The sequence below is a fragment of the Dactylosporangium aurantiacum genome (genome assembly GCF_000716715.1).
Lineage (GTDB): Bacteria > Actinomycetota > Actinomycetes > Mycobacteriales > Micromonosporaceae > Dactylosporangium > Dactylosporangium aurantiacum.
The window spans coordinates 18486-41574 of record NZ_JNYJ01000009.1 but is presented as its reverse complement, the minus strand read 5'-3'; the positions used below and the strand labels follow the sequence as shown (position 1 = coordinate 41574).

Genomic DNA, 23089 nt, shown 5'->3' with positions numbered 1-23089 from the left:
CTCTACGCTGCGGGTCATGGAGCTCGACACGTACCTGCGGCGGTACCGGGCCGGCGGCTACCCGGTGCACCGGGTCGAACAGTCGGTCTGCGCGGCGTGCGGCGGGACCGAGTTCCGGCTGTGGGTCGACGACGAGGCCGGCTACGCGGCCCGGCGGTGCGAGGCGTGCGAGGACGAGTTCGTGATGCTCGACGCGGCCGACGTCGCCGACGAGGAGGACGGGGGCGAGGCCGGCTGCCCGTGCGGCGGGGAGACGTTCGAGATCGCCGTCGGCTACGCGCTGTGCGACGACGGCGACGTGCGCTGGGTGTCGGTCGGGATGCGGTGCCTGACCGACGGGGCGTGCGGCGTGTACACCGACTGGAAGATCGACTATTCGCCGACCGGGCACCTGTTCGCCCTCGCCTGACATGCGCGTCAGCGCTGCGGGCCGCCGCCGTGCGCGCGAGGATGGCCGGTATGACGCGCACCGTGCCGTTCCGGGTCGAGATCGCCGGCGACGTCGTCGACGACCTGCGCCGGCGCCTGCACGCGACCCGCTGGCCGGAGCCTGAGACGGTGCCGGACTGGTCGCAGGGGGTGCCGCTGGAATGGGTGCGGCGGCTGTGCGCGTACTGGGCCGACGGCTACGACTGGCGCGCCGCCGAGGCCCGGCTCAACGCGCTGCCGCAGTACCGCACGCTCGTCGACGGGGTGTGGATCCACCACCTGCACGTGCGTTCCCCCGACCCGGACGCGCTGCCGCTGGTGATGACGCACGGCTGGCCCGGGTCGGTGGTGGAGTTCCTGAAGGTGGTGGGGCCGCTGACCGACCCGGCGGCCGGGCCCGCGTTCCACGTGGTGTGCCCGTCGCTGCCCGGGTACGGCTTCAGCGACAAGCCGTCCGGTCCCGGCTGGGGCGTCGAACGCATCGCGCGGGCCTGGGTGGAGCTGATGGCGGGCCTCGGCTACGACCGCTTCGCCGCGCAGGGCCACGACTGGGGCACCAGCGTCAGCACCGCCATCGCGCAGCAGGACCCGGACCGGGTCGTCGGGCTGCACCTGGTGCCACCGCTCGCCCCGCCCGACCCGGCGACCTTCGGCGACCTGACCGGGACGGAGCGGCGCAGCCTCGCCGACCTCGAGCGGGCCGGTGCCGTGGAGGACGGCTACTCGCTGCAGCAGTCGACCCGGCCGCAGACGATCGGCTACGCCCTGGTCGACTCCCCCGCGGCGCTGTGCGCGTGGATCGCGGAGAAGTTCCGGGCCTGGACCGACTGGGAGCACCGCACGTTCACCCGCGACGACCTGCTGGACAACCTGATGCTGTACTGGCTGCCCGGCACCGGCGCGTCCGCGGCCCGGCTGTACTGGGAGAGCTTCAAGGACGTGCAGCGGCGCTTCACCGGTGGGGCCACCGACCTGGTCACCGTGCCCGTCGGCGCCTCCGTGTTCCCGAAGGAGATCCCGCGCCCGTCGCGGCGGTGGGCGCAGCGCCGGTTCACCGACATCCGGTACTGGAGCGAACCGGACCGCGGCGGGCACTTCGCCGCGTTCGAGCAGCCGTCGCTGTTCGTGGCCGAGGTGCGGGCCTGCTTCGCCGCGATCACCGGTGCGTCGCCGCGAAAAATTTCTGGTCGGTGATGTCGGATCGCGGCCGCCCCGTTCGAGGCACCGGTGAAGGCCCACCCTCGCCGAAGGAGACCACTGCCGTGCTTCCCAACCAGGTCACCCGTTCCCTGCTCGGCTACGGCGTGCTCGCCGGCCCGTTCTACGTGACCGTCAGCCTCGCCCAGGCCCTCACCCGGGAAGGTTTCGACCTGACCCGGCACGCGTGGAGCCTGCTGTCCAACGGCGATCTCGGCTGGATCCAGATCACCAACTTCGTGCTGACCGGGCTCATGGTCCTGGCCGCCGCGACGGGCCTGCACCGGGCGCTGCCGGACACCCCGTGGGTGGCCCGGCTCGTCGGCGTGTACGGCGCCAGCCTCATCGCCGCGGGCGCGCTGCGCGCCGATCCCGGGCTGGGCTTCCCGGCCGGCACCCCCGCCGGCCCGGGCGCCGTGAGCTGGCACGGCATCGGGCACCTGGCGGCGGGCAGCATCGGCTTCCTGTGCGTCATCGCCGCGTGCGTGGTCGTGGGCCGTCGCTTCGCCCGGGACGGCCGGCGGGGGCTGGCGCGCTACTCGTACACCTCTGGCGCGCTCTTCCTGGCCGGGTTCGTGGGGATCGCGTCGGGCAACAGCGCGCCCGCGCTCACCCTCGGGTTCGTCGCGGCGGTCCTGGTGATCTGGGCATGGCTGGCCACCGTGTCGATCCACCTGTACCGGGCGACCCCGCCCTGCTGACCGCACCGGTCGTAGCATCGACGTCATGCGACGATCGATCGGGTTGTTTGCCGCTGTCGGCGCCGCTGGGCACCCGCACGGCGGTACGCGCGTCGGACGGGTACGTGCTGCGCCAGGAATGACGGCCCTTGCCCCGGCTGGCCCTCGCAGGGGCGGCCCTCGCAGGGTCGGCCCTCGCAGGGTCGGCCCTCGCGGGGTTGGCATGAACGTGCGAGTCGCGGGGTTCGTCGCGCGAGCACGCTGTCGGCATGGCTTACGCATATCCTCCGCAGCCGGTGTACGCGACCCGCACCACCGCCCCGGTCTCCCTGCACGTCGTCGCCGTCTTCCAGTACCTCGGCGGCCTGGTGATGCTCGGCGTCGCCGCGCTCTTCGCCGTCGCGGCCTCGGACATGACCGGCGAATGGCGTGAGCTGCTCGGCGCCCGCTCATCCGCGGTCACACCGGTCGTCGCGACCGTCGTCGCCGTCTTCGGCGTGCTCGGCCTGATCGCGATCGTCCTGGGCCGCAAGGTCCAGCGCGGCCGCAACTGGGCCCGCGTGGTGCTGATCCTGCTCAACGTCCTGAGCCTCGCGTCGGCGGCGTGGCAGGCGTACAGCACCTCCCTGCTGACCCCGTCCACCATCGCGAGCGCCGCGCTTCCGGCCCTGTTCCTGCTCCTGCTCAACACCCGCGCCGCCCGCTCCTGGTGCCACTACCGCACGTACTGAGCGTCGGGTGGCGGGATGGTCGCTGGGGGTGATGGCACTGGACGAGGCGGGGTGCGGGTTCGAGAATGGTGGGGCAGCGCCTATCGGGGGAGGCGGCGCATGCCACGACCGTATTTTTCGTTGGAAGCACCAGGATCCGGCTCGGACGTCATCGACGGCGCCGCCCGCCTGGCGGCACAGGCCGCCGCATGGCACCGCCGGCACGAGGAGAAGGCACGGGCGAGGGCGGAGTTCGCCGAGGCCCGCACCCACGGCCTGGCGGCCCGCCACGCCACGAAGCTGACCCGCCTCCGCAACGCCCGCGTGCTGGCGGGAGCCGCAGGCCCGGGCGGGACCCCGGCAGCGCCCCGGCCACTGACAGCGGCCGGGGCACTGGCAGCGGGCGACACGCCGACAGCGGCCGAGGCGCTGGCAGCGGGCGAGACACCGACAGCGGAGGTGCGGCCGCCGGCGAGACGCGCACCTGCCGATCGCCGGGCGTTGAACTCCCCGACAGACCTGCCGAAGTCCGCCCCGCCCGCCTCCACACCGCTGACGTACGCGCCGCCCACCGCAACGCCACGGACCGATCCTCACGTCGCCACGCCGCGAGCCTTGCCGCCGCCGACCGATCCGCCCACTTCAGCGGCACCGACGACGCCGCCGACCTCCGCACGGTCCACCTCCGCGGCCTCGGCTGGCCTGCAGGACTCGACGCCGCCCGCTGATCCCCACACCGTCACGCCGCGAACATTGATGCCGCCGACCAATCGACCCGACTTCGCGCCGGGCGACCCACCCGACTCCGTGCCGACGACGGCTCTGCCAACCTCCATGTCGCGCCCCGCAGCGCCACGCACCTCCACGTCGCCCACTGCCGCGCCACGGACCAATCCCCGCACCTCCACGTCGCCCGCCGCAGCACCACGCAGCGATCCACGCACCTTCACGTACACCGCAGCGCCACGGACCAATCCCCGCACCTTCACGTCGTCCACCGCGGCGCCACGCAGCAATCCACGCACCTTCACGTCGCCCGCCGCGGCACCACGCAGCAATCCACGCACCTCCACGTCATCCACCGCGGCACCACGCAGCAGTCCCCGCGCCTTCACGTCATCCACCGCGGCGCCACGCAGCAGTCTCCGCGCCTCGACGCCGCAGACGTTGCCGACGCCGGTTGGTCCGCCTACGTCGACGCTGCCGCGCGACCCGGCCAACTCCGCGCCAACGACGGATCCGCCGACCTCCACGTCGGCCACCTCGGCGCTTCCCGTCTGGCCTGCCGAGCTATGCGCCGCCCGCCTCGGCGCCGCCGACAGACGCGCCGGGCCACGCGCCGCCATCTCAGCGGTGCCCACCGCAGCGCCGCCCACCGCAGCGCCGTCCACCGCAGCGCCGTCCACCGCGGCGCCGCCCACCGCGGCGCCGTCCACCGCAGTGCCGCCGAAAGGCTCGCCGGGCAGCGTGTCCTTCGCCTCGGCGGCGGTGGCCGGTTTCCGCGTCTGTGCGTCATCCGCCATGGCGCGGCTGGCCGAAGTCCAACCTTCTGCGTCGCCGGCGGGTGCGCCGCTGGGCGGGCGGCGCGCGGTCGTGGGGTGGGCGTTGGCGGCGGCCGGGGTGGGGGTGTCAGGTGAGGGCGCGCAGGGCGGCGGCGATCTGGGCGACGGCGACGCCCGCGTGGGGGGTCAGGGCGAGCTTGCGCGGGAAGTTGTGGAACGTGCCCTGGTACCTGGTCGCGATGACGGGCACGCCCGCGGCGGCGAGCCGGGCGGCGTAGCGTTCGGCCTCGTCGCGGAGGATGTCGAGCTCGGCGGTGACGATGACCGCGGGTGGCAGGCCTGCCGGGTCGGCCAGGAAGGGGTCGAGGTCGGGCTGGTGCCGGTCGACGCCGGGCGGGGCGAACGCGTCCCAGAACTCCGCCATCTCGGCCGGCCACAGGCCGTCGTTGCCGAGGTCGGGGTAGTCCATGGCGGGACTGGTCACGGGGCAGATGAGCACCTGCGCGGCGAAGCCGCGGCCGGCGTCGCGTTCCCGGCGGGCGGCCACGGTGGCGAGGAGGCCGCCGGCGGAGTCCCCGCCGACGGCGACGGTGGTCGGGTCGAGGGCGTGCTGGTGGGCGTACCGTCGCAGCCAACCGCTGACCGTGTCGATGTCCTCGAACGCGGCCGGGAACGGTGCCTCCGGGGCCCGGCGGTAGTCGACGGCGAGGACGGCCCAGCCGGTCTCGGCGGCCAGCAGGCGGCACAGCCCGTCGTGGGTGGTGAGGTCGCCGAGGACCCAGCCGCCGCCGTGGGCGTAGAGCAGGACCGGGGCGGACGGCACGGTGCTGTCCTGGTAGAGACGGACCGGCACCCCGTCGGCGTCGAGGTCCCGCACGAGCCGGATCGCCCTGACGGGACCGACCTGCTCGGGGACCGCGTCGAGCATCGCCTGCCGCTGCGCTACATGATCCATCGCACCAGTATGCGGCGCCGCGACGCACAGCTGGTCCACGGTGCCGCCGCCCGTGGCACGACGCCGTTGCCGCCCGTGGCACGACCGCCGTTGCCGCCCGCGGCACGGCCCTGACCCGGACCTGTCGCGGGCTCCTACACCTGCAGACGGGCGGGCAGTGCCGAGGCGAGCGTCGTGAGCAGCCCGACCGGTCGGTTCGGTGCGCGAGCAGCTCGTGGATCAGCTCGGTGGTCCGGCCGGGGCCGGCGGTGGGCGGGTCGTCGCGAGGGCTCGGTGGAGTACCGCCAGCCCTGGTTGATGCCGAAGAACAGGTATCCGTCGCCGACGGGCAGGATGCCGCGGATGCCCCGGTTGCAGGCGTTGTTGAACCCGGTGGTCATCAAGACGGGTCGCGAGCTCACGCCAGAGCCGGACCTCCACGGCTGGGACGGGCCGGCCGAGCAGCTGGGAGAGCAGGCCGGTGGTGGGGTTGAGGGTGAGCCGGTAACGCCCGCTTCGGGACCACGTCGCCGATCGACCCGGCCGCGCGCACGCCGGCGAATCGGTCGAAGTCGGTAACGGGTGCGGTCGACCACCGCGCTGGCGCGGCTGGGCCCGTGACAGCGCCCGAGGACCACCGCCGTGACCGGGGCAAGCCGATCCCGCGGGGGACGGCCGGCCGGGCTCAGGCCGGGCCGGCGGCGCCGAGCCAGGCGCGGATGCCGGCGAACACCCCCGGCCCGTAGTCGCCGGTGACGTCCCGGGCGAGGTCGGCGATCGTGATCCCGCGCAGCGCGGCCCGCCAGGCCTCGTCGGCGGCGGCCATCGCCCGGCTGATCGCGCAGGGTGCCGTGCACGCCTCGGCCGGTGTGGCGAGCGGCCCGCGCTGGCGGATCTCCGTGCACACGAACGCCGGGGCCGCGCCGTCCACCGCGGTCACCACGTCCAGGACGGTGATCTCCTGCGGGGGTCTGGTCAGCACGTACCCCCCGGCATGGCCCTGCACCGAGTGCACCAGGCCGGCGCGGGACAGGTTTTGCAGCTGCTTGGCGAGGTAGCTGCCGGAGACGTCGTGCAGCTCGGCGAGGCGCGCGGCGGGCACCGGCGCCGGCGCCGCGGTCAGCACCACGCAGCAGTGCAGCGCCCACTCCACGCCACCCGACATCTTCACCCGGCCATCGTACTTGACTCGGACACCGGGTATCCGGGTATGGTCGTGGACGTACCCATCCCGGACAACAATTGTCCGAGTTACCAAGGAGTGATCATGAAGTTCGTCGTCATCGGCGGTAGCGGCCTCATCGGCGGCAAGGTCGTCAACCTGCTGCGCGCCGCCGGCCACGACGTCGTGCCGGCCTCACCCGCGACCGGCGTCAACGCCGTCACCGGCGAAGGCCTCGCCGAGGCACTGGCCGGCGCCCACGTCGTCGTCGACGTGGCGAACTCGCCGTCGTTCGAGGACACCGCGGTGCTGGAGTTCTTCCGGGCCTCGGCCGGCAACCTCGTCGCCGCCGCCCGGGACGCCGGCGTGGCGCACCTCGTCGCCCTGTCCGTCGTCGGCGCGGACCGCCTGCCCGACAGCGGCTACCTGCGGGCGAAGATCGCCCAGGAGGATGCGATCAGCGCCGGCGGGGTGCCGTTCACCATCGTGCGGGCGACCCAGTTCTACGAGTTCTCCCACGCCATCGCGCAGGCGGGGCTGGACGGCGACACGGTGCGGCTGCCACCGGCACTGTTCCAGCCGGTCGCCGCGGACGACGTCGCCGCGACCGTCGCCGACGTCGCGCAGGCCGCCCCGGTCAACGGCATCGTCGAGCTCGCCGGCCCCGAGCCCGTCCGGATGGACGAGCACATCCGCCGGTTCCTCGCCGCCCGCCAGGACACCGAGCCGGTCCAGGACGTGACGACCGACCCGCACGCCCGGTACTTCGGCGCCGAGCTCGACGACACGTCGCTGACCCCGGGCCCGGGCGCCCGCATCGGCGCCGTCCACTTCGTCGACTGGCTCGGCAAGCACTGAGCCCGCGGCCGGCGGGCTCGGCATGTCATCACGGACGGTGACCAGGGCACCGAAACCCGTGATGATTGGCTACGGTGAATGGGTGACTACCGCGCCGAGCCCGCAACTGTTCACGCAGGATTTCTGGGACGACCCGCACCCGGTGTATGCCGCCATGCGCGAGCAGGCCCCGGTGCACCGGCTGCAGCTGCCGACCGGCATGGAGATGTGGCTGGTCACCAGGTACGCCGACGCCAGGACCGCGCTCGGGGACCCGCGGCTGTCCAAGCGGGTCGGCGCGACGGCGAACGCCGCGGCGCTCGCCCCGCAGATCAGCGGGCCGCTGACCCGGCACCTGCTCGCCAACGACCCGCCGGACCACACGCGGCTGCGCCGGCTGGTGGCCAAGGCGTTCACGGCGCGCCGCGTGGAGCAGCTCCGGGACCGGGTGGAGCAGCTCAGCGCGGCGCTCGTCGACGCCATGCGGGCCGGTGACCGCGCCGACGTCATCGACGACTACGCGGTGCAGCTGCCGATCCAGGTCATCTGCGAGCTGCTCGGCATCCCGCAGGACGACCAGGCCGAGTTCCGGCGCTGGACCGGGGTGCTGGTCGCCGGGTCGGTCGACCGCTCCGGGGTACCGGAGGCGGCCGCGCAGTTCCTCGCGTACCTGCGCGGCCTCATCGCCACCAAACGCGCCGACCCCGCCGACGACCTGCTCAGCGCGCTCATCGCCAGCACCGACCAGGGCGACCGCCTCGACGAGGACGAGCTCACGTCGATGGTGTTCCTGCTGCTCATCGCCGGGCACGAGACCACCGTCAACCTCATCGGCAACGGCATGTGGACGCTGCTGACCCGGCCGGAGGAGCACCGGCGCCTGCTGCGGGACCCGTCGCTGATCCCGAGCGCCGTCGAGGAGTTCCTGCGCCTGGAGTCCCCCGTGGAGACCGCGACGTTCCGGGTCGCGATGGAGCCCGTCACGTACGGCGGCGTCACCATCCCCGCCGGCGGCGTCGTCGCGATCTCGCTGCTCAGCGCCGACCGTGACCCGGCGCGCTTCCCGAACCCGGCGGAGGTCGACCTCGGCCGCCCCGACAACCAGCACCTGGCGTTCGGCCACGGCATCCACTACTGCCTGGGCGCTCCCCTGGCCCGGCTGGAGGCGCAGATCGCGTTCCGGGACCTCCTGGCAGCCTTCCCCACCATGCGCCTGGCGGTGCCCGCCTCCGAGCTGATCTGGCGCCCCGGCGTGCTCATCCACGGCACCACCACCCTGCCGGTCCAGCTGCGCTGACCGGCCACGAGCCGCCCCTGCCCGGGAAGGACAAGGGCGGCCGCGAGCCGCCCCTGCCCGGGAAGGACAAGGGCGGCCGGAGCCGCCCCTACCCGGGAAGGACAGGGGCGGCCGGCGATGCCCTACGGCAGGACCCAGCGCTGGTTCGCGCCGGCGAAGCAGTCCCAGATCTGCAGGCGGGTGCCGTCGGTGGACACGTTGCCGGTCACGTCGAGGCACTTGGCGGAGTTGGGGTTGCGCAGGGTGCCGTCGGACTGGGCCTGCCAGACCTGGGCCCCCGAGCCGTTGCAGTCCCAGAGCTGGATCTTCGTGCCGTTGGCGGTGCCGGCGCTGGTGACGTCCATGCACTTGCCGAGGGCGCGCAGGGTGCCGTCGGTCGCGACGGTCCAGTTCTGGGCGTTGGTGCCGTTGCAGGTGTACAGCTGCACCGCGGTGCCGTTGGCGGTGGACGCCGCGGCCACGTCGACGCACTTGCCGGCCAGGCCGGTGATGCGGCCGGTGCGGCCGGCCGGGCCGGTGGTCGGCGTGGTGCCGCCGGTGGCGGTGGTGTAGATCGCGCTGACCAGCGAGGTGCTGGTGTTCGTGTCCTGGGACAGCTCCCAGTTCATGATGCCGCCGGCGTTGGCCATGGCCCACGTGGTCTTGCGCTTGATGGTCGGGATGCCGTTGTAGCACTCCTGCACGCCGTTGATGGTGGTGCAGTCGCGGTTGGCGTTGGCCGGGTCGCGGGCCACGAGGTCGCTGTACGTGTAGTACCCGGGCCGGGAGTAGAAGGGCACGCCGAGGACGGCCTTGCTCGCCGGCAGGCCGCGGCTCTTCCAGTAGTTGACGGACGCGATGGACCAGTCGTAGTTCGCGTGCGGGCTGCCGCCGTCGTACGCCATGATGTTGAGCCAGTCGACGTAGCCGAACACAGCCGGCTGGACGCCCTCGGCGGTGTAGCCCTCGGACACGACGGCGGCGGTGAGCAGCTTGCCGCGGCTGTGCATGGCGGTGCTCAGCTGCGACATGAGCGCGGCGTAGTTGTTGCCCGAGGTGCCCGGGTCCGGGTACTCCCAGTCGATGTCGACGCCGTCGAGGTTGTACTGGTTGACCAGGTTGACGATGTTGTTGACGAACGCGGTCCGGGCGGTCGCGTTGCCCGCGAGCCCTTCGAAGCCGGAGTCATTGCCGTCGTTCCAGCCGCCGACGGCGATGGAGACCTTGACGCCGGCCGCGTGCCCCAGCGACACGATCGACTGCAGCTTCGACGGGTTGTCGAGGCCCTGCAGGCTGCCGTTGCTGTTCGGCAGCACGAACGCGTAGTTGATGTGGGTCAGCTTGCTGTACTGGATGCTGTTGGCGCTGCCGGCCCACGAGGGCATGTACCCGACGCTGCGGAAGCCGTTGGGCAGGACCGCCGCGTCGGCCGCGGGCTGGCTGGCCAGGGTGACGATGCCGCCGACGGCGGCGGTGGCGAGGGCGATGGCGCCGGCGGCGAAGGCCGAGCGCCGGGCCCGGTGGCGTCCGGGACGGGCGGCCCCGGACTCCGGTGCGGGTGAGGAGGACAAGAGGGTGCTCCTTCGGATGGCCGGCCGGCGGCACGGGCAGGGTGGGGATGCCCGGGAACCAAACGACGAAGCGGCGCCACCGGCACGATGACAGGTGGCTGAAACGATAGGAAAGTTAACTATCGGATGTCAATGCGAGTCGCGAAGAAAGTCGATACCAGCGGGTATTCACGTACTGAAATGCTGTAGGCCGACCACTGAGAGCAACGCCAGCTTCTCCGCCGCGTCGGTGCCCGGCTGGGGCGTGAGCACCAGCAGCTTCTGCCCGAGGTCCGGCGTCACCAGCGTCTCGCAGTCGACGTGGACCAGGCCGACCTGCCGGTTGACGATGCGTTTGCGGTCGGAGCGGCGCACCGCCACCTCGTGCTCGCCCCACAGCGCCGCGAACTCGGGGCTCGCCGCCAGCAGCCGGCGCACCAGACCGTCGACGTCCGCGTCGCCGTGCCGCCGCGCCGCGGTCGCCCGCAGGTCGGCCACCGACACCCGGCCGTGATGGTCGGCGTCCTGCGCGGGGTACAGCGCGCGCCACTGCGGATCGGTGAACCATCGCCACACGTGATAGCGCTCGTCACCGCGGAACCGGGTCTGGTCGCCGAGCAGCAGCATCGCCATCCGGTTCTGCGCCAGGGTCTCGCCCAGGTCGGAGGCGACCGTGGCGGGGGTGTCGCCGAGCAGGTCGAGCATCCGCAGCAGCCCCGCCCGCGCGTGCGTGACGCCGCCGGAGGTCCGCGGCGGGGTGACACCGGCCAGGTGGTACAGGTGGTCGCGCTCGTCCTCGGTCAGCCGCAGCGCCCTGGCCAGCGCCGACAGCAGCTGCGCCGACGGCTGCGCGCTGCGGCCCTGCTCGAGGCGCACCACGTAGTCGGTGGACATGCCCGCCAGCAGCGCGACCTCCTCGCGGCGCAGCCCGGCGGTGCGCCGGCGCGGCCCCTCCACGAGCCCGACGTCGGCGGGGCGGATCGCCAGCCGGCGGCGGCGCAGGAAGTCGGCGAGCTCGTCACGTTGCATGCCCCCCATCGTCGCGTCCCGGCGCCGGGCGCAGCCAGGGACCGGCGCTCCTACGAAGACCGCTCCGCTGTCACCGCCCCGGTCGCGGCGGCATGGTCGAGGCATGCAGAACACCACCATCGGCCTCGGCGCCATGGGCATGTCGGGCATGTACGGCCCGGCCGACCGCGCCGAGAGCATCGCCACCATCCGCGCCGCGATCGACGCCGGTGTGACCCTGATCGACACCGGCGACTTCTACGGCATGGGCCACAACGAGCTGCTCATCCGGGACGCGCTGCGCCCCGGCGACCGCGACAAGGTGCGGCTGAGTGTGAAGTTCGGCGCGCTGCGCGGCCCCGACAACGCCTGGGGCGGCATGGACACCCGCCCCGCCGCCATCCGCAACTTCCTCGGCTACACGCTGGTCCGTCTGGGCGTCGATCACGTCGACGTGTACCGGCCGGCCCGCCTCGACCCCGCGGTGCCCGTCGAGGAGACCGTCGGTGCCCTGGCCGACCTGGTCACGGAGGGCTGGATCCGCGAGATCGGCCTGTCGGAGGTCGGCGCCGACGTCATCCGCCGGGCGCACGCCGTGCACCCGATCGCCGACCTGCAGATCGAGTACTCCCTGCTGTCCCGCGGCGTCGAGGACGACGTGCTGCCGACCCTGCGCGAGCTCGGCATCGGCATGACGGCCTACGGCGTGCTGTCCCGCGGCCTGCTGTCCGGGCACTGGCGCGCCGACCGGGCGCTCGCCCCGGGCGACTTCCGGGCGCACGGGCCGCGCTTCGCCGCGGAGAACGTCCAGCACAACCTCGCCCTCGTCGAGGCGCTGCGGGCGGTCGCGGACCGCAAGGGCGTGACCGTCGCCCAGCTGGCCATCGGCTGGGTCGCCGCGCAGGGCCCGGACATCGTGCCGCTGGTCGGCGCGCGGACCCGCGAACGGCTGGCCGAGGCCCTCACCCCGGTTTCGCTGACCGCGGAGGACCTGGCGGCCGTCGAGGCGGCGGTGCCGGCCGACTCGGCCCGCGGCTCCCGGTACCCCGAGCCGATGATGGCCCACCTCGGCACCGACCGCTGACCTTCCGCGCCGCCGCCGCGGATCTGTAAGGTCCGGACCGCCGGTGCCGAACTGGTCATCGTGGGCCCGAACGTACGCCGGATCTCCCGCCTGCTGCTGCCCGCCGCAGGCGGGCTCGCCGGGCTGGTCGTCGCCTTCCTGGTGATGCAGCTGATCACCACCGGGGCGTTCGAGAAGCTGGAGGCCCGGCAGGTCGCCCAGGACGCCGGCCGGATCCGCATCGGCCTGGACTCCCAGGCGCAGCTGCTGACCGCGTTCGGCGCCACGAACGCGGTGTGGGACAACGCGTACCGCGACGTCGGCACCGGCGACCGGGCCGGCTTCGCCGCGGACTTCCCGCCGGAGGCGCAGAGCTCCGCGAACGACATCGACGGCATGTTCGGCATCGGCGCCGACGGCACCCTGCGCGTCGGCGGGATGACGACCGACGCGCCCACCCACGGCACCCCGCCGCCGCAGCTGCGCGACCCGGCGGTGCTGCGGCAGCTGTTCGACCCGGCCGCCGAGCCCGGCGTGTCGCGCTGCGGCGTGGTGTCCGCTGACGCGCCGTACCTCTTCTGCGGCGTCGGCACGTTCCCCAGCAGCGGCGAGGGCGCCCCGTCCGGCGGGATGATCCTGCTCAAGCGCCTCGACGACGCCCGGGTCGCCCGCCTGGGCCAGGCCCTGGACCTGCCGCTGCGGCTCGTCCCGCGGGCCCGCGAGGGCACCGACCCGCAGCCGGCGCTGCGCAGCGACCTGGGCGACCTGCGCATCGGCACGAAGGTCCTGGACGACGACCACATCGCGGTCGAGGCCGTCATCGACACCGTCAACGGCGGCAGCGTCGTGCTGGAGGTCGTCGCCGCCCGCCCGATCCACGCCGCCGCCAGCGCGACCGCGGTCAAGCTGTTCGTCTTCGTCACGGTCGCGACGGTCCTGCTCGTCGTCGGCATCCTCTGGGGGGTACGGGCGGCGCTGCGCCGACGGGTCGGTCCGCTGCGGCGCACCACCGAGCAGATCATCGCCTCCGGCGACCACTCGCTGCGGATCGCCCCGTCGGGCACCGACGACATCGCCGTGCTCGGCCGGGCCGTCGACGCCATGCTCGACGCGCTGCAGGAACAGGAACGCAGCCTCGCCGAGGAGCGCGCCACCAAGGAGGCGCAGCTGACGACGACGAACGTGCGCCAGCAGCTCGCCGAGCAGACCGTGCGCCGCCGCGCGGGCGAGGTCATCGACGAGACCAGCGCGGCCGTCCTGGCGGAGCTGCGTACCGTCATGGCGGAGGCCGACGACGTCCTCGCCGCCGCCGACGCGATCGAGCAGCAGGCCGCCGCCGCGGACCGGGTCACCCGCACCGTCGTGGACCGCGCCGCCGACGCCGACTCCGCGATCAACGCGGTCACCACCAGCCTGGGCCGCGTCGACGGCATCGCCAACCTCATCGCCGGCGTCGCCGGCCAGACGAACCTGCTCGCCCTCAACGCCACCATCGAGGCCGCCCGCGCCGGCGAGGCCGGCCGCGGCTTCAGCGTCGTCGCCGGCGAGGTGAAGAACCTGGCCACCAAGACGAAGGAGTCCACCGGCGACATCACCAGCACCGTCGAGGCCCTCGGCGCCGACGCCTCCGCGATGGCCGGCGTCATCACCGACATGAGCCAGGGCGTCAACGCCGTCGGCGACGTCACCGCCCGCCTCACCGCGGTCGCCGCCAGCCAGCGCGCCTCGGTCGAGCAGCTCGTCGGGGCGGTGCACGCCGCCATCACCCGCATCGAGAGCCTCGCCCAGGTCACCGACCGCCTCGAACGCCGCCGCCACAACCGCGCCGCCGTCGAGGGCACCGTCCTGCTCGACCAGGGCCCCGTGCACGCCGAGGCCGACCTGCTCGACCTGAGCATCTCCGGCCTGCGGTGCGCCTCGAAGAACGGCTGGCGGCCCGCCCTCGAGTCGGTCGTCGACCTCACCCTGCTGCTCGGCGACGAGCGCCTGCAGCTGCAGGGCCGCGCGGTCCGCCACCTCGACACCGACACCGCCGGCGAGGTCGGCATCGAGTTCGTCAAGCCCTCCCCGCAGACCGTCACCACCATCGATCGCTACATCACCGCCCTGCTCGGCGACGCCTGACCGCCGGCCCGGCCTTCCCCGCGCTCCCGCAGGTGTCCGGATTCCCGCAACCGTGCACGGACGGCCACCGGGCCGGTCGGGCGCGTGTCGGACGAACAGGCCCGGGCGCCACCAGGCTGACCAGCGAAACCGTTCGCGTCCATCCGCCGGCAGCGCGTGCTGGACGCTCTGCGACCCGCCCGGCGGTGCTGTGGCCTCTCCCACCGCCGCCGGTGCGCGCGTCGCGTGCGGCCGCGAAACCGTGGCCTGCGACAACGCCGCGGCCACCGCGCCCGGCCGACGCCGCGCTGCGGCCGTGCCGCCGCGAACCACGCCCTGGTGCCACCGCCCGCCTCGCCGCGCATGCCTTGCCGACCCGCGGCTGCACCGGCACTCCGGCGCCGCGGCCCGACCCGGTGACGCCGTGGCCCGGACCCGAACACCCATGTGCTCGCAGGAGCGGCAGCGAACCCGGCTCCACCACGCGACATTCCATCCGCCGCGAGGCAGCACCCGCCCTTCCACGCGGCCGGGACCCACCCCGCCGGTCCCGACGTGGAACAAGCGCCATCAGCCTCGCCCGCTCAGTGAGCCGCCTCCGCGAACCCATGCTGAGCTGAGGTTTCCAACGGCGGCGCTACTCGGGGTCGGGCAGGGAGGCCAGGATCGCGCCGCGGGTGGGGCGGCGGTCGATCTCCATGAAGCGGGTGGGGCCGGCGAGGGGTTCGAAGCCGGAGCGGCGGTACACCTCGTGGGCGTCGCGGGTGGCGAGGAGGAAGCGTTGCAGGCCGGCGGCGGACAGGTCGGCGACGATGGCGTCGACGAGCCACTGGCCGAGGCCGCGGCCGCGGTGGGCGGTGGTCACGAAGACGTCGCAGATCCAGACGAAGGTGGCACCGTCGGTGACGGCGCGGGCGAAGGCGACCTGGGTGCCGTCTCGCCAGATGCTGTACGGCAGGGAGCCGGCGATCGAGCGGGCGACGACGTCGTGGGCGCGACCGGCGGCCCAGTAGGACTCCTCCGACAGCCAGCGGTGCACCAGGTCGACGTCGACGCGGGCCGGGTCGGTGGTCAGGGTGTACCCGTCGCGGGAGCGGTCGCTCATCGGGAGCGCAACCAGTGCAGGGCGTCGGCGGCGTGGCGCATGACGGTGATATGACCTTCCGAAGGGATGATCCGCAGGGTGGCGGTCGGCAGTCGGGCGGCGAGCCGGTCGGCGTGGACGCTGGGCACCATGCGGTCGGCGGCGCCGTGCATGAGCAGCACCGGGGCGGTCACGGCGGCGAGGGGGAAGCCCCACGGGCGCACGAACGCCAGGTCGTCGTCGATCAGCGGCGCGGGGCCGGACCGCTGGGCGGCGGCCACGATCTCGCCGAACCAGGACCAGTCGGTGGACAGGGCCGCCCAGTCCGCGGGCAGGAAGCCGATGTCGCGGTCGTCGTGCGGGGTCGCCTCGTGCCGTTCCTTCGCGGCGCGGCCGGCGAGCGCGGCACCCAGCGAGGCGACTCCCCCGTCGGCCATCCCGGCGAAGTAGCCGTCGTCGGACGGCGGGTCGTACGGGCTCAGCGCCGACACGCTCACCGCCGCCGTGACCCGGTCGGGCAGCAGTGCCGCGCAGGCCAGGGCGTGCGGACCGCCGCCGGAGTGGCCCATGACCGCGAACCGCGGCACGCCCAGCGCGTCGGCGACCGCGGCGGCGTCGGCGGCGGCCGAGGCGACGCTGCGGTCGGGGTGCGGGGTGGAGCCGCCGTAGCCGGGGCGGTCGTAGGAGATCCAGCGGATGCCGAGCGGCTCCGACACGGCGAACAGCGGCGACGGCGGCGCGCCGGTGTTGGGGGTGCCGTGGTGCCAGAGGACCGCGAGGTCGCCGCCGCCGGTGTCGTACGCGTGCAGCACCCGCCCGTCGCGCAGCGGCACCTCGAGCTCGCCCCCCATGCGGCGAAGCCTATCGGCCGGCGTACAGGTGCGCGGCGACCCACTGCGCGATCCGCGCCACATCCACCGACGGCGAGCGGGTCCGCTGTCGCCCGTCGGGCAAGCGACTTGCGTCACCGCATACCGAGTATGCATACTCCGTATCTATGTCCATCAAGTACGGTCTGCTCGCGCTGCTGCAGCGCGGCACGATGTACGGCTACCAGCTGCGGACCTCGTTCGAGGAGTCCACCGGCGGGACGTGGCCGCTGAACATCGGGCAGGTCTACACGACCCTGTCGCGGCTCGAACGCGACGACCTGGTGCGGTCGCTGCCGGAGCACGACGGGGGGCAGCGACCGTACGAGATCACCGACGCGGGCCGGGCCGAGCTGGCCGACTGGTTCGCGACCCCGATCGGCCGCGGCGACCGACCCCGCGACGAGCTGGCGATCAAGCTGGCGCTCGCGCTGACGACCCCCGGCGTCGACGTGCCCCGCATCATCCAGGCGCAGCGGACCGCCACGATGCGGATGCTGCAGGAGTACACGCGGATGAAGCAGCGCGCCGGCGGCCCGGCCGACCTGTCGTGGCGGCTCGTGCTCGAATCCATGATCTTCCAGGCGGAGGCCGAGGTGCGGTGGCTGGACCACTGCGAGGCGAGCCTGGCCCGGCACGCCCCGCTGCCGGCCCCCGCGCCGCAGGCGGCGCCGGATCGCGATGAGGAGAAGACGGCATGAGCGGGCCGCAGCGCAGCGAGGAGCCGCGAATCATGGGCTCAGGGTGGAGCTCAGGTCGACGCCGGAGCGTAGCGGAGGTGACGGCATGAGCGGCCCGCAGCGCAGCGGAGGGCTGCGAATCAGCAGCTCAGGGTGGAGCTCAGGCCGACGCCGGAGCGTAGCGGAGGTGACGGCATGAGCGGGCCGCAGCGCAGCGGAGGTGACGGCATGAGCGTGCTCGAGCTCCGCGACGTGCACCGCACCCACGGCACCGGCGAGGCGACGGTACGGGCGCTGCGCGGCGTGACGCTGACCGTCCGACCGGGCGAGCTGGTCGCCGTCATGGGCCCGTCCGGGTCCGGCAAGTCGACGCTGCTCAACCTCGCCGGCGGGCTCGACGCGCCGAGCGAGGGTGAGGTCGCCGTGGAGGGGACCGTGCTGGGCGGCCTGGACCGCAAGGCCCTCGCCGCGCTGCGGCGGCGCCGGATCGGGTACGTGTTCCAGGACCTCAACCTGCTGCCCAGCCTGACCGCGGCGGAGAACATCGCGCTGCCGCTGGAGCTGGACGGGGTGGGCGTGCGCCGGGCCCGGCGGGCCGCCCTGGCCTGTCTCGCCGAGGTGGAGCTGGAGGGGTACGCGCACCGCTTCCCCGACGAGATGTCCGGCGGGCAGCAGCAGCGGGTCGCGATCGCCAGGGCGCTCGTCGGGCAGCGGCGGCTGATCCTCGCCGACGAGCCGACCGGCGCGCTGGACTCGCAGACCGGCGAGGCGGTGCTGCGACTGCTGCGCGGCAAGGTCGACGCCGGCGCGGCCGGGGTGCTCGTCACCCACGAGGCCCGGCACGCCGCGTGGGCCGACCGGGTGGTGTTCCTGCGCGACGGCGTCGTCGTCGACACCTCCGGCCCGCTCGCCGAACCGGAGCACCTCCTCGACGGGGCCACATCGTGAGGACCTGGCTGGTCCCGCTGCGGATCGCCCGGCGGGAGGCGCGCCGGGCGAAGGGCCGCACCACGCTCGTGCTGGCGCTGATCCTGCTGCCGGTGCTGGGGCTGTCGTTCGCGGCGGTCACCTACGACATGTTCACCCTCACCCCGGCGGAGCGGCTGGACCGCGAGCTGGGCCGGTTCGAGGGGTCGGTGCGCTGGCAGTTCGGCGGGCCGGTCACCCAGGACGCCGAGGGCTACAGCGTGATGAGCCCGGGCCGCGCCGAGCCGCCCACGCCGAGCGCCGAGGGCCTGCTCGCGCTGCTGCCCGCCGGTTCCCGCGTCGCGCTCGTCGACGAGCGTGAGGTGCGGCTGCGCGGCGGCACCGGCGAGCAGAAGCTGCCGGGGCACCAGCTGGACCTGGCCGACGCCGCCTACCGGGGCCGGGTGGCCCTGCTGCGCGGCACCGCACCGGCGTCCACCGGCGAGATCGCACTGAACGCGGCCGCCATGCGGCTGCTCGGGGTGCGGCTCGGCGGCACCGTACGGCTGCCGGAGCGGGGCGACCTGCGCGTCGTGGCGGAGATGGAGCTGCCCGAGAACCTGAAGCCGGTCGCGGTCCTGCACCCCGGCACGCTGCCGGTCGACCCGCCCGGGCAGCAGAGCACCTGGCTGGTCGACACGCCCGCCCCGATCACCTGGGACCAGGTGCGGGCGCTCAACCAGCACGGCGTCCTCGTGCGCTCCCGCGCCGTGGTCCTCGACCCGCCGCCGGACGCGCCGAGCTGGCCGTCCGGCAACGGCGACGTGTTCCGGCTGGGCGTGCTGGTGTTCGGTCTCGGCGTGCTGGAGATCGTGCTGCTGGCGGGTCCCGCGTTCGCGGTCGGTGCCCGCCGGCGGCGCCGGGAGCTGGCCCTCGTCGCCGCCAACGGCGGCACCCCGGCACAGCTGCGCCGCATCGTCCTGGCCGACGGGGTGCTGCTCGGCGTCGTCGCCGGGGTGGCCGGCACCGCCGTCGCGGTCGCCGCCGCGTTCGCGCTGCGGGGCGTCTTCGAGGACCACGTCGCGCACGCCGGCGCCGGCGGGTACCGGGTCTTCCCCGCGGCGCTGCTCGGCATCGCCGGGCTCGCGTTCGTCGCCGGGGTCGGCGCGGCGCTGGTGCCGGCGTTCGCCGCGGCCCGCACCGACGTGGTCGCGGCCCTCGCCGGGCGGCGCAACCGGACCGGGCCCGGCCGCCGCTGGCTCTTCATCGGGTTGGGCATGCTCGGCGCCGGCGCCGCCGTCGCCGGGTACGGCGTCGTGGCGATCGACTCGACCGTCGTCATGGCCGGCCTGGTGCTGGCCGAGCTGGGCCTGGTCGTGGTCACGCCGACGCTCGTCGGGCTGGTCGCCCGGCTCGGCCGGCGGCTGCCGCTCGCGCCGCGGATCGCGGTGCGGGACCTGGCCCGCCACCGCTCCTCGACCGCGCCGGCGATCTCCGCGGTGATGGCGGCCGTCCTCGGCGCCGTGACCATCGGGGTGTTCTTCGCCAGCGACCTGCGGCGGCAGCTGGACATGCAGGTCGCCGCGCTGCCCGACGGGTACGCGGAGATCACCCGCGGCTGGGGCGACCGGGGCGAGCGCGCCGACCCGCTGCCGACCCCGCGGCTGGTGCAGGCGGCGGCCGCGACCCTGCCGGTGGCGACCACCGTCGAGCTGCGCGGGGTGACCTGCCCGGCGGGGGCGGCCGCGGACGCCTCGTGCTGGCTGCGGCCGGTGCTGCCGGTGCACCGGCGGTGCCCGTACCGGCCCGGCGACGCCACGCCGGAGGAGCAGCGCAAGGCGATCCGGGACCCGCGCTGCCGGGGCAACGGGTACGTGCTGAACGGCGGCGGCAACGCCACCACCATCGTCGACGACGGCTCGACCGTCGGGGTCGTCTCCGCCGCACGCGGCGAGGACCTGGCCCGCGCCGAGGCGACCCTGCGCGCCGGCGGCGTCGTCGTGGCCGACCCGTCGCTGGTCGACCACGGCACGGTCCTGCTGGCGGTGCCCTCGCGCGAGGACCCCGAGGGCTACGGGCACACCGTGGCCGTCCCCGGCTACGTCACCACCACCGCCGTGTCGCGGGTGTTCGTCGCGATGTCACCCCAGGCCGTCGCGAAGGCCGGCCTGGCCGTCGAGGTCAAGGGCATCGTGGTGGCCACCAGCCGGATGCCGACGCGGGCCGAGATGGGCGCGTTCAACGAGGCGGCCGAGGCGCTCGGCAACTCCTACCACGGCTCCGTCGCGTGGCCGTACCGGCCGGACGTCACCGTCGAGCTCGTGGTCCTGGGCATCGTCGCGGCGGTCATCGCGCTCGGCGCCGCCGGCATCGCGACCGGCCTCGCCGCCGTCGACAGCCGGCCGGACCTGGCGACCCTCGGCGCGGTCGGCGCGTCGCCCGGCGTGCGACGGCGGCTGACGCTGAGCCAGGCGGGGGTGATCGCCGGGCTGGGCTCGCTGCTGGGCGCCGCGGCCGGGCTCGGCGCCGGGTGGGCGGTGCTCGCCGCCCTCAACCGCAAGGCGCTGAGCATGTGGCCGAGCGACAACACCTACCCGTGGGCGGTGCCGTGGCCGAACGTCGCCGTCGCGGTCCTGGTGGTGCCGGCCGTCGCGATGGTGGGTACCGCGATGTTCACCCGGGCCCGGCTGCCGATCGAGCGGCGAACCTGACCGCCCGGCCACCCGTTGTCAGGCTAGGATGTCCCGCAAGTCCGTATAGGGAGATCCTGTGACTTCCGACGAAGAGCCCGAAACGTCAGAACTGCACGACGAGGGCCCCAGCACCAGCGGCTCCGGCGCGTTGATCCTGTTCGGGGTGATCGGCGTGCTGGTGATCGTCGGCTTCCTGTACTCCGCGATGACGCGCTGACGCCCGCTTCCTCGAGTTCCTCGAACGACCCGGGCTGGGGCCCCACCGTCGCCGGTGGGGCCCCAGCCGTCGTTCAGGCCGTGCCGCCTGAGGTGCCGCCGGGGGCCGGCTGGTAGCCGGCCGGCCGGGTGGTGAACGTGCCCCGGCCCTGGGTCCGGCTGCGCAGCCGGGTCGCGTAGCCGAACAGCTCCGCGAGCGGCACCGTCGCCGTCACCACCGCCGTGCCGCCGCGGCTGGTGGAGTCGGTGACCCGGCCGCGGCGGGCGGCGAGGTCGCCGAGGACCGCGCCGACGGTGTCGTCGGGGGCGGTCACGGTGACCTCCGCGACCGGCTCGAGCACCGCCATGGTGCTCTGCCGCAGCGCCTGCTGCAGCGCGAGCCGGCCGGCGGTGCGGAACGCCAGCTCGGAGGAGTCCTTCGCGTGCGTCTGGCCGTCCACGAGCGTCACGTGCACGCCCGTCACCGGGTGACCGCCGAGCGGGCCCTCCAGCAGCGCGTCGCGGCAGCCGGCCTCGACCGCCCTGACGTACTCCTTCGGCACCCGCCCGCCGACGACCGCCGAGTCGAACCCGAACGGCTCCTGCGACGGGGTGACGTCGATGAGCACGTGCGCGTACTGGCCGGCGCCGCCGTCCTGCTTGACGTGCCGGTACAGCAGGCCGCTGACGCCCGCCACGACCGTCTCGCGGTACGACACCTGGGGACGGCCGACGTTGACGCTCAGCCCGCCGGTCTGGCGCAGCTTCTCCACGGCCACCTCCAGGTGCAGCTCACCCAGGCCGGACAGCACCGTCTGCCCGGTCTCGGGGTCGCTGCGCACGCGCAGTGACGGGTCCTCCTCGACCAGCCGGGCCAGGGCCGCGGCCAGCCGGTCGGTGTCCGTGGCGACCCGGGCCTCCACCGCCACCGAGACGACGGGCTCCGCGGTGGTGGCCGCCTCCAGTACCAGCGGCGCGTCCGGCGCGCAGAGGGTGCTGCCGACACGGGCGTGCTTGACGCCGACGACCGCGACGATGTCGCCCGCGGAGGCGTCGTCCAGCTCGGTGTGCCGGTCCGCCTGGACGTGCAGGATCCGGCTGATCCGCTCGGTGCGGCCGGTGCCGGTGTCGAGCACGGTGGCTCCCTTCGCGATCGTGCCGGAGTACACCCGCACGTACGTGAGCCGCCCGGTGGTGGCGGCCTGGACCTTGAAGACGAGGCCGGCGAACGGCGCGTCCGGGGTGGCCGGGCGCTGCGGGTCGACGGGCGCGACGTCCAGCGGCGACGGCAGGTACGCCACGACCGCGTCCAGCAGCGGCTCGATGCCCCGGTTCTTGTACGCCGAGCCGCACAGCACGACCACGCCGGCGCCGGTGCCGGTGAGCTCGCGCAGCGCGTCGCGCAGCGTGGCGTCCTTGAGCGCGTCGTCGGCGACGAACTCCTCCAGGGCGCCGGCGTGCAGCTCGGCGACGGTCTCCTCGAGCAGGCGGCGCCGCCGGGCGGCCTCCGCCGGGTCCGGCACGTCGACCTCGACGATCGCGCCGTCCACCCACGTGTACGCGCGGCGGGTCACGAGGTCGACGACGCCGGTGAAGCCGTCCTCGGCACCGATCGGCAGCTGCACGACCAGCGGCGTGACGCGCAGCCGCGTCCGGATCGAGGCGACCGCGGCGTCGAGGTCGGCGCCGGCCCGGTCGAGCTTGTTCACGAACGCGATGCGCGGTACACGATGCTGGTCGGCCTGGCGCCACACCGACTCGCTCTGCGGCTCGACCCCGGCGACGCCGTCGAACACGGCGACGGCGCCGTCCAGGACCCGCAGCGACCGCTCCACCTCGGCGGAGAAGTCGACGTGCCCGGGCGTGTCGATGAGGTTGATCCGGTGCTCGTCCCAGGTGCAGCTGACCGCCGCGGCGAAGATCGTGATGCCCCGCTGGCGCTCCTGGGCGTCGAAGTCGGTGACGGTGGTGCCGTCGTGGACCTCGCCCTGCTTGTACGTGGCGCCCGTGCGGAACAGGATCCGCTCGGTGATGGTCGTCTTGCCGGCGTCGACGTGGGCGAGGATGCCGATGTTGCGGGTCGTCGACAGGTTCCTGGACAGGTGGTTGGTGCGCACGGCTCTGCGGCCTCTCAGGATGATCTGAACAGGGCAGCGCGATTGCCCCACGCCTTCGGCGGCGCGGGGTCCGGCCGGTGCAGCCGCGCGGGCT

At 74.3% G+C, this 23089-nt stretch carries 21 protein-coding genes; 12 read left to right on the top strand and 9 right to left on the bottom strand.

Annotated elements, in window-relative coordinates; all coding sequences use genetic code 11:
• Positions 1–16 precede the first annotated feature (16 nt).
• From OP18_RS12545 to OP18_RS12530, 4 genes are all read left to right on the top strand, one after another.
• Positions 17–409 carry a hypothetical protein gene (locus tag OP18_RS12545; protein WP_052386614.1) on the top strand — a complete coding sequence of 131 codons (393 nt, stop codon included), beginning with the start codon at positions 17–19 and terminating at the stop codon, positions 407–409.
• 50 nt (positions 410–459) lie between these two features.
• Positions 460–1623 (top strand): epoxide hydrolase family protein, encoded by a 1164-nt coding sequence (locus OP18_RS12540; protein ID WP_033359023.1) that lies wholly within the window; start codon positions 460–462, stop codon positions 1621–1623.
• Positions 1624–1691: 68 nt separating this feature from the next.
• A complete protein-coding gene (locus OP18_RS12535; protein WP_033359022.1) occupies positions 1692–2327 on the top strand; it encodes a DUF998 domain-containing protein in 636 nt (211 codons plus the stop codon).
• 248 nt (positions 2328–2575) lie between these two features.
• Entirely contained in the window at positions 2576–3037 is a 462-nt protein-coding gene (locus OP18_RS12530; RefSeq protein WP_156089473.1) for a hypothetical protein, read from the top strand.
• A 572-nt stretch (positions 3038–3609) separates the two neighbouring features.
• On the opposite strand, the gene OP18_RS12525 is transcribed toward OP18_RS12530, so the two are convergent.
• The 4 genes from OP18_RS12525 to OP18_RS12510 all read right to left on the bottom strand — a co-directional run bounded on the left by OP18_RS12525 (position 3610) and on the right by OP18_RS12510 (position 6617).
• Positions 3610–4539, bottom strand: coding sequence for a hypothetical protein (locus OP18_RS12525; RefSeq protein WP_033359020.1), 930 nt, complete (start codon positions 4537–4539; stop codon positions 3610–3612).
• A gap of 106 nt (positions 4540–4645) precedes the next feature.
• Positions 4646–5473: an alpha/beta hydrolase gene (locus OP18_RS12520; protein ID WP_081970686.1), complete on the bottom strand. Its 828-nt coding sequence runs from the start codon at positions 5471–5473 to the stop codon at positions 4646–4648.
• A gap of 134 nt (positions 5474–5607) precedes the next feature.
• On the bottom strand, positions 5608–5874 hold the full coding sequence (locus tag OP18_RS12515) for a hypothetical protein (RefSeq protein WP_156089472.1): 267 nt from the start codon (positions 5872–5874) through the stop codon (positions 5608–5610).
• Positions 5875–6137: 263 nt separating this feature from the next.
• Complete coding sequence (locus tag OP18_RS12510; RefSeq protein WP_033359203.1) at positions 6138–6617, bottom strand: RrF2 family transcriptional regulator; 480 nt, start codon at positions 6615–6617, stop codon at positions 6138–6140.
• A 102-nt stretch (positions 6618–6719) separates the two neighbouring features.
• Here OP18_RS12510 and OP18_RS12505 point away from each other — a divergent pair, with 102 nt between their 5' ends.
• Both OP18_RS12505 and OP18_RS12500 read left to right on the top strand, forming a co-directional pair.
• Positions 6720–7472, top strand: a complete 753-nt coding sequence (locus OP18_RS12505; protein WP_033359018.1) for an SDR family oxidoreductase — start codon at positions 6720–6722, stop codon at positions 7470–7472.
• Between the two features lie 82 nt (positions 7473–7554).
• Positions 7555–8748, top strand: a complete 1194-nt coding sequence (locus tag OP18_RS12500) for a cytochrome P450 family protein (protein ID WP_245635358.1) — start codon at positions 7555–7557, stop codon at positions 8746–8748.
• A 122-nt stretch (positions 8749–8870) separates the two neighbouring features.
• Here the strand turns inward: OP18_RS12500 and OP18_RS12495 are convergent, their stop codons facing one another.
• Both OP18_RS12495 and OP18_RS12490 read right to left on the bottom strand, forming a co-directional pair.
• Positions 8871–10298 carry a glycosyl hydrolase family 18 protein gene (locus OP18_RS12495; protein WP_052386612.1) on the bottom strand — a complete coding sequence of 476 codons (1428 nt, stop codon included), beginning with the start codon at positions 10296–10298 and terminating at the stop codon, positions 8871–8873.
• 168 nt (positions 10299–10466) lie between these two features.
• Positions 10467–11306: a helix-turn-helix domain-containing protein gene (locus OP18_RS12490; protein WP_033359016.1), complete on the bottom strand. Its 840-nt coding sequence runs from the start codon at positions 11304–11306 to the stop codon at positions 10467–10469.
• Positions 11307–11409: 103 nt separating this feature from the next.
• On the opposite strand from OP18_RS12490, the gene OP18_RS12485 reads away from it, so the two are divergent.
• Both OP18_RS12485 and OP18_RS52345 read left to right on the top strand, forming a co-directional pair.
• Complete coding sequence (locus tag OP18_RS12485; RefSeq protein WP_033359015.1) at positions 11410–12369, top strand: aldo/keto reductase; 960 nt, start codon at positions 11410–11412, stop codon at positions 12367–12369.
• A 60-nt stretch (positions 12370–12429) separates the two neighbouring features.
• On the top strand, positions 12430–14472 hold the full coding sequence (locus OP18_RS52345) for a methyl-accepting chemotaxis protein (protein ID WP_052386611.1): 2043 nt from the start codon (positions 12430–12432) through the stop codon (positions 14470–14472).
• 616 nt (positions 14473–15088) lie between these two features.
• Here OP18_RS52345 and OP18_RS12475 read toward each other — a convergent pair.
• Both OP18_RS12475 and OP18_RS12470 read right to left on the bottom strand, forming a co-directional pair.
• Positions 15089–15556 (bottom strand): GNAT family N-acetyltransferase, encoded by a 468-nt coding sequence (locus OP18_RS12475; protein ID WP_033359014.1) that lies wholly within the window; start codon positions 15554–15556, stop codon positions 15089–15091.
• Positions 15553–16386 carry an alpha/beta fold hydrolase gene (locus OP18_RS12470; RefSeq protein ID WP_033359013.1) on the bottom strand — a complete coding sequence of 278 codons (834 nt, stop codon included), beginning with the start codon at positions 16384–16386 and terminating at the stop codon, positions 15553–15555. The genes OP18_RS12475 and OP18_RS12470 overlap by 4 nt, the downstream gene beginning before the upstream one ends.
• 146 nt (positions 16387–16532) lie before the next feature.
• Here OP18_RS12470 and OP18_RS12465 point away from each other — a divergent pair, with 146 nt between their 5' ends.
• The 4 genes from OP18_RS12465 to OP18_RS57075 all read left to right on the top strand — a co-directional run bounded on the left by OP18_RS12465 (position 16533) and on the right by OP18_RS57075 (position 20900).
• Positions 16533–17105, top strand: a complete 573-nt coding sequence (locus OP18_RS12465; protein ID WP_033359012.1) for a PadR family transcriptional regulator — start codon at positions 16533–16535, stop codon at positions 17103–17105.
• A gap of 207 nt (positions 17106–17312) precedes the next feature.
• Complete coding sequence (locus tag OP18_RS12460) at positions 17313–18032, top strand: ABC transporter ATP-binding protein (RefSeq protein WP_081970685.1); 720 nt, start codon at positions 17313–17315, stop codon at positions 18030–18032.
• Positions 18029–20701, top strand: a complete 2673-nt coding sequence (locus OP18_RS12455; protein ID WP_052386610.1) for an FtsX-like permease family protein — start codon at positions 18029–18031, stop codon at positions 20699–20701. Before OP18_RS12460 ends, OP18_RS12455 begins: the two co-directional genes overlap by 4 nt.
• Before the next feature lie 58 nt (positions 20702–20759).
• On the top strand, positions 20760–20900 hold the full coding sequence (locus tag OP18_RS57075; protein ID WP_156089471.1) for a hypothetical protein: 141 nt from the start codon (positions 20760–20762) through the stop codon (positions 20898–20900).
• A gap of 73 nt (positions 20901–20973) precedes the next feature.
• Here OP18_RS57075 and fusA read toward each other — a convergent pair whose 3' ends face one another.
• Positions 20974–22995 (bottom strand): elongation factor G, encoded by a 2022-nt coding sequence (fusA, locus tag OP18_RS12450; protein WP_033359010.1) that lies wholly within the window; start codon positions 22993–22995, stop codon positions 20974–20976.
• Positions 22996–23089 lie beyond the last annotated feature (94 nt).